This window comes from Streptomyces silaceus, assembly GCF_001419745.1.
GTDB classification, from domain to species: Bacteria; Actinomycetota; Actinomycetes; order Streptomycetales; family Streptomycetaceae; genus Streptomyces; species Streptomyces silaceus.
On record NZ_LIRJ01000397.1, the window covers coordinates 1 to 7,091 of the forward strand.

Annotated in this window: 5 protein-coding genes; 3 read left to right on the forward strand and 2 right to left on the reverse strand. The window is 69.3% G+C overall.

What is annotated here, in order from left to right:
- Positions 1–1,088, forward strand: a 1,088-nt coding sequence (locus tag AOK22_RS31245; RefSeq protein ID WP_055702085.1) for an aldehyde dehydrogenase family protein, incomplete at its 5' end; no start/stop codon positions are given.
- 114 nt (positions 1,089–1,202) lie between these two features.
- Here the strand turns inward: AOK22_RS31245 and AOK22_RS31250 are convergent.
- On the reverse strand, positions 1,203–1,502 hold the full coding sequence (locus tag AOK22_RS31250; protein ID WP_055702086.1) for a hypothetical protein: 300 nt from the start codon (positions 1,500–1,502) through the stop codon (positions 1,203–1,205).
- Between the two features lie 391 nt (positions 1,503–1,893).
- Positions 1,894–2,298 carry a hypothetical protein gene (locus AOK22_RS31255; protein WP_237773589.1) on the reverse strand — a complete coding sequence of 135 codons (405 nt, stop codon included), beginning with the start codon at positions 2,296–2,298 and terminating at the stop codon, positions 1,894–1,896.
- 339 nt (positions 2,299–2,637) lie between these two features.
- Here AOK22_RS31255 and AOK22_RS31260 point away from each other — a divergent pair, with 339 nt between their 5' ends.
- The gene (locus AOK22_RS31260) at positions 2,638–4,587 is read left to right on the forward strand and encodes an acyl-CoA dehydrogenase family protein (RefSeq protein WP_055702088.1); all 1,950 of its coding nucleotides are present in this window, start codon (positions 2,638–2,640) and stop codon (positions 4,585–4,587) included.
- A 149-nt stretch (positions 4,588–4,736) separates the two neighbouring features.
- Positions 4,737–7,091 (forward strand): preprotein translocase subunit SecA (gene secA, locus AOK22_RS31265; protein WP_055702089.1); only part of this gene is annotated, 2,355 nt, incomplete at its 3' end.

The window sequence follows — 7,091 nt, forward strand, 5'->3', positions numbered from 1 at the left end:
GCGGCGAGGCCCAGCGCCTGGACACCGACGCCGGCGGCCAGGGCCGCCTCGCCCTGACCCGCCGCTTCCCCAAGGGCGTCGTCCTCGGCATCGCGCCGTTCAACTTCCCGCTGAACCTCTGCGCGCACAAGATCGCCCCGGCCATCGCCGTCGGCGCGCCGATCATCCTGAAGCCGGCCCCGGCCACCCCGCTCTCCGGTCTGATCCTCGGCGAGCTGCTCGCCGAGACGGACCTGCCGGCCGGTTCGTGGAGCATCCTGCCGGTCGCCAACGACAAGATGCCGGCCCTCGTCCAGGACGAGCGGATGCCGGTCATCTCGTTCACCGGCTCCGACAAGGTCGGTTACGCGATCATGGACTCGGTGCCGCGCAAGCACTGCACCCTGGAGCTCGGCGGCAACGGCGCGGCCGTGATCCTCGACGACTTCTCCTCGGACGAGGACCTCGACTGGGCCGCCTCGCGCATCGCGACCTTCTCCAACTACCAGGGCGGCCAGTCCTGCATCTCGGTGCAGCGCGTCATCGCCGACGCCGCCGTGTACGACCGCCTCGTGCCGCGCATCGTCAAGGCCGTCGAGGCCCAGGTCACCGGTGACCCGTCCGACCCGAAGACCGACGTCGGCCCGCTGGTCAGCGAGGACGCCGCCAAGCGCGTGGAGTCCTGGGTCGACGAGGCCGCCAAGGCGGGCGCCACCGTCCTCACCGGCGGCAAGCGCGACGGCGCCTCCTACGCGCCGACCGTCCTCGCCGACGTACCCGCCGACGCGACCATCGCCTGCGAAGAGGTCTTCGGCCCGGTCCTCACGCTGAAGAAGGTCAACGGCGAGGAAGAGGCCTTCGCCGCGGTCAACGACTCCAAGTTCGGCCTCCAGGCGGGCGTGTTCACGCACGACCTCCAGGTCGCCTTCCGCGCGCACCGCGCCCTGGAGGTCGGCGGCGTGGTCATCGGCGACGCCCCGTCCTACCGCGCCGACCAGATGCCGTACGGCGGCGTGAAGCAGTCCGGCGTGGGCCGCGAGGGCGTGCGCTACGCGATGGACGACTACACCTACGAGCGCGTGATGGTCCTGACCGGTCTCGCCCTCTAGGACGCGACCGCCCACCATCGGGCGAGCCCCCGGCGCGCGCCTGTCCCGCGCGCCGGCGACGACGGCCGGAGCCCACTGTGCGGGGGCTCCGGCCGTCGTGCTGTACGCCGTGCGTCAGACGATGCGCTCCTGCGCGTCGAACTGGTCGACCGGCTCGTTGGTGCAGGCCGCCACGGGGCCGCCGAGCACGTTGCCGCCGACGCCCTGCGGCGCCGGGACGGCGCAGCGCAGGTCCACGTGGACGAACGAGGCGCCGTAGCTGTTGAGGATGCCGCCCGGGTCGCCGCCGATGGCCACGTCGCCGTTGTTGGTGGCGAACTCCGAGGAGTCCGCGGCGGCCACGCCCGCACCGCCGACGGTCGCGGCGGCGGCCGCGGCCATCAGCGCGGCACCGGTCAGAACTTTCCGGATCATCTTTGCTCCAATGGGGGAGGGAAGTCGATGGCAGCACCCGCGGCCATCAACCGGAGAAAACAGGGCTGCCGCGGAAAGGTCACCGCGTTTCATTCATTCAGTGCAACGCCCCGAGTCGATGTCTCGAGTCAATGTTCCGAGTCAATGTCGGGGGTCAATGTGCGGGGTCAATTGAGTGCCCTTTTCCGGCCCTTTTCGGTATCGGAGTGGAATTCTTCACGCGAATGCCGGAAGGGGGTCGTGTTCCGTTGTTCGTGGCGCAATTGTGTGCCGCTTCGCATGCGGCCCAGGCGGAAACGAGAAGGCCCTCCTTCGACCGTGCGAGGAGACAGCACGGTCGAAGGAGGGCCCGCTCAGACCCGCGGCGAAGGAAGGGATCCTCGGCGCGGGGTCAGAGGATGCGCTCAGGCGCGTCGAACTGGTCGACCGGCGCGTTGTTGCAGGTCGTGACCGGGCCGCCGAGCACGTTGCCGCCGACACCCTGGGCCGCAGGGACGGCGCAGCGCAGGTCGACGTCGACGAAGGGGGCGCCGTAGGCGTTGGCGACACCGCCGGGGTCGCCCGCGATGGCGACGTCGCCGTTGTCGGTGGCGAACTCCGAGGAGCCGGTGCCCGTACCGCTGACCGTGTCGCCGTAGGCGACGCGGGCGGCCTTGTTCATGTCGTGCGCGCTGGTGGTCATGTTCTCGGCCTCGGGGCCACTCGTCGTCGCCGAGGCCACACCGGCGGCGCTCACGGTAGCGGCGGTGGCGGCGGTCGCGAGCGCGGCGCCGGCCAGAACCTTCCGGATCATCATTGCTCCAATTTCAGAGGGGGTGACGGCTGCATTCTGCAGCAGTCGTTCTGCCGGAACGGGACTCCGGGAAGAAAGGTCACCTGCATTCACGCATTCAGTCCATTCCGCGCCCGGATGCCTTGTGCGGAATAGGGGCCGCTTAAATTTTCTCCGAACATGCGAAGGAATGCGGGCTCCCTCGGCGGGCTCCCTCGGCGGGCGTCGGCGCCGGGTGATCCGGTCCGGCCGGATTCTGCGCGAGGGCTGGCCGGGATGCCCGGAATCGGGTACATACGATCGAGTAGCACCGGTCGGTAACGGGCCGGGCCGGTGGCCCCGACACGCGGCGAGGTGAACCTCATGTCCGCAACATCCCCCGCACCCGAGCCCCGGGCGAAGGTCTCCGAACGAGAGGCCAGGCAGGTCGCCGAGGCCGCCCGCGAGCAGGACTGGCGCAAGCCCAGTTTCGCCAAGGAGCTCTTCCTCGGCCGCTTCCGGCTCGACCTGATCCATCCGCACCCGCTGCCCCCCGACCCGGACGCCCGGCGCGGCGAGGAGTTCCTCGCCAAGCTCCGCGACTTCTGCGAGACGAAGATCGACTCCGCCCGCATCGAGCGCGAGGCACAGATCCCCGACGAGGTGATCAAGGGCCTCAAGGAGCTCGGCGCGCTCGGCATGAAGATCGACACGAAGTACGGCGGGCTCGGCCTCACGCAGGTGTACTACAACAAGGCCCTCGCCCTGATCGGCTCCGCGAACCCGGCGATCGGCGCGCTGCTCTCCGCGCATCAGTCGATCGGCGTACCGCAGCCCCTGAAGATCTTCGGCACCCAGGAGCAGAAGGACGCCTTCCTGCCCCGCTGCGCCCGCACCGACATCAGCGCCTTCCTGCTGACCGAGCCGGACGTCGGCTCCGACCCGGCGCGGCTCGCCACGACGGCCGTGCCCGACGGCGACGACTACGTCCTGGACGGCGTGAAGCTGTGGACCACCAACGGCGTCGTCGCCGATCTGCTCGTCGTCATGGCGCGCGTGCCGAAGTCCGACGGCCACAAGGGCGGCATCACGGCCTTCGTCGTCGAGGCGGCCGCCGAGGGCGTCACCGTCGAGAACCGCAACGCGTTCATGGGCCTGCGCGGCCTGGAGAACGGCGTGACCCGCTTCCACCAGGTCCGCGTCCCGGCCGCGCACCGCATCGGCCCGGAGGGCGCGGGCCTGAAGATCGCCCTCACCACGCTCAACACCGGCCGGCTCTCGCTGCCCGCGATGTGCGTCGGCGCCGGCAAGTGGTGCCTGAAGATCGCCCGTGAGTGGTCGGGGGCGCGCGAGCAGTGGGGCAAGCCGGTCGCGTACCACGAGGCCGTCGGAACGAAGATCTCCTTCATCGCGGCGACGACCTTCGCCCTGGAGGCCGTGCTCGACCTCTCCTCGCAGATGGCCGACGAGGACCGCAACGACATCCGCATCGAGGCCGCCCTGGCCAAGCTGTACGGCTCCGAGATGGCCTGCCTGATGGCCGACGAACTCGTCCAGATCCGCGGCGGGCGCGGCTTCGAGACCGCCGCGTCACTGGCCGCCCGCGGCGAGCGGGCCGTCCCCGCCGAGCAGATCCTGCGCGACCTGCGCATCAACCGGATCTTCGAGGGCTCCACCGAGATCATGCACCTGCTGATCGCCCGGGAGGCCGTGGACGCCCACCTCAAGGTCGCCGGCGACCTCATCGACCCCGACAAGTCCCTGTCCGACAAGGCGAAGGCGGGCGCGAGGGCCGGTGGCTTCTACGCGCGCTGGCTGCCGAAGCTGGTCACGGGACCCGGCCAACTCCCGCGCTCGTACGCCGAGTTCCATCCCGAGGGCCACGCCGACCTCTCCGGTCATCTGCGCTACGTCGAGCGCGGCGCCCGCAAGCTGGCCCGCTCCACCTTCTACGCCATGTCCCGCTGGCAGGGAAAGATGGAGACCAAGCAGGGCTTCCTCGGCCGGGTCGTCGACATCGGCGCCGAGCTCTTCGCGATGAGCGCGGCGTGCGTGCGCGCCGAACTCCTGCGCACCACCGAGGACTACGGCCGCGAGGCGTATCAGCTCGCCGACACCTTCTGCCGCCAGGCCCGTATCCGGATCGACGAACTCTTCGACCGGCTGTGGACCAATACCGACGAGGTGGACCGCAAGGTCGTCAAGGGCGTTCTCTCGGGCACGTACACCTGGCTCGAATCGGGAATCATCGACCCCTCCGGAGACGGGCCGTGGATCGCGGAAGCGGCCCCCGGACCCTCGAAACACGAGAACGTCCACCGCCCCATTCGCTGAAAGCCGTCACGCTCGCCGCATTCCGCCCCAGCCGGAACCGGTCCGCTTGATGTGTGTGGTGACCCCGCTCACAATGGGCGGACCGGCCGGCGAACCCAGGGGGGATTTCGGTGTCCGTCCTCAAACTGGAGCGTCTCACCGGAAGGATCATGCGTGCCGGCGAGGGCAGAATGCTCCGCAGGCTGGAACGGATCAGGGATCTCGTCAACTCCATCGAGGAGGACGTCGAGGGACTCTCCGACGCCGAACTGCGCGCCCTCACCGACGAGTACAAAGAACGCCACGCCGAGGGCGAGAGCCTCGACGATCTCCTTCCCGAGGCCTTCGCGACCGTCCGCGAGGCCGCCCGGCGCACCCTCGGCATGCGCCATTTCGACGTCCAGGTGATGGGCGGCGCCGCACTCCATCTCGGCAATGTCGCGGAAATGCAGACGGGCGAGGGAAAGACCCTCTCCGCGACACTGCCCGCCTATCTGAACGCCCTCACCGGCAAGGGCGTCCACCTCGTCACGGTCAACGACTACCTGGCCGCGCGCGACGCCCAGTGGATGGGCCGCGCCTACCGCTTCCTCGGCCTGACCGTCGGCGTCATCAAGACCGAGATGAGCCCGGCCGAGCGCCGCGAGGCCTACGCCTGCGACATCACGTACGGCACCAACAACGAATTCGGCTTCGACTACCTGCGCGACAACATGGCCTGGTCGAAGGGCGAACTGGTGCAGCGCGGACACCATTTCGCGATCGTCGACGAGGCGGACTCCATCCTCATCGACGAGGCCCGTACCCCGCTGATCATCTCGGGACCGGCCGACCAGCCGACGCATTGGTACGGATTCTTCGCCGCCACCGTGAAGAACATGAAGGGCGTCGCGATCCAGGAGGAGAAGTTCACGACCCCGCAGCGCAAACTCGAACTCGCCGACCTGCGCGCCGCGTACGACTACGAGTACGACCCGAAGAAACGCACCGTCGCCGTCCTCGACAACGGCGTGGAATTCCTGGAGGACCAGCTCGGCATCGACAACTTCTACGACTCCGCCAACACGCCCCTCATCGGTCAGCTGAACAACGCCCTCAAGGCCAAGGAGCACTTCAAGAAGGACAAGGACTACGTCGTCACCGACGGCGAGGTCCTGATCGTCGACGAGCACACCGGCCGCATTCTCGCCGGACGCCGCTACAACGAAGGCGTCCATCAGGCGATCGAGGCGAAGGAAGGCGTGACGATCAAGGACGAGAACCAGACGCTCGCCACGATCACCCTGCAGAACTTCTTCCGCCTCTACGAGAAACTCTCCGGAATGACCGGCACGGCCATGACCGAGGCCGCCGAGTTCCACCAGATCTACAAACTCCACGTGGTGCCCATCCCCACCAACAAACCGATGGTCCGCGCCGACCGGCCCGACGTGATCTACCGCGACGAGTCCGTGAAGTTCGGCGCGGTCGTCGAGGACATCGCCGAGCGGCACGACGCGGGCCAGCCGATCCTCGTCGGCACCGTCTCCGTGGAGAAGTCCGAGCGCCTCTCCGCGCTGCTCAACCGGCGTGGCATCCGGCACGAGGTGCTCAACGCCAAGAACCACGGCCGCGAGGCACAGATCGTCGCGCAGGCCGGCCGCAAGGGCGCCGTCACCGTCGCCACGAACATGGCGGGCCGCGGCACCGACATCATGCTCGGCGGCAACCCCGAGGCCATGGCCGAGGCCGAGCTCAAGGAGAGCGGCCTCACGCCCGAGGACGCCCCCGAGCGCTACCGCGCCGCGCTGGAGCGCATCGAGGCCGCCGCGGAGGCCGAGCACACCGAGGTCAAGGAGCTCGGCGGCCTCTACGTCCTCGGCACCGAGCGCCACGAGTCGCGCCGCATCGACAACCAGCTGCGCGGCCGCAGCGGCCGCCAGGGCGACCCCGGCCAGTCCCGCTTCTACCTGTCGCTCGGCGACGACCTGATGCGGCTGTTCCGCGCCGAGCTGGTCGAGCGGGTCATGCTCATGGCCAACATCCCCGACGACGTCCCCATCGAGAACAAGATGGTGACCCGCGCCATCGCCTCCGCGCAGTCCCAGGTCGAACAGCAGCACTTCGAGACCCGCAAGAACGTCCTCAAGTACGACGAGGTCCTCAACCGCCAGCGCGGCCTGATCTACACGGAGCGCCGCCGCGTCCTGGAGGGCGAGAACCTCCGCGAGCAGATCCACCACTTCATGGACGACACCGTCGAGGGGTACGTCGCCGCGGCCACCGCCGAGGGCTTCGCCGAGGAGTGGGACCTGGAGCGGCTGTGGCGCGCCTGCCGTCAGCTGTACCCCGTGCGGGTGACCACCGAGGACCTCGACCTGGAGGCGGGCCACCGCTCCGACGTGACCGCCGAGCTGATCGCCGAGGCCCTGCGGGACGACGTCCACGCGCGCTACGAGGAGCGCGAACGGGCGCTCGGCGAGGACGTCGTGCGCGAGCTGGAGCGCCGCGTCGTGCTCTCCGTCCTCGACCGCAAGTGGCGCGAG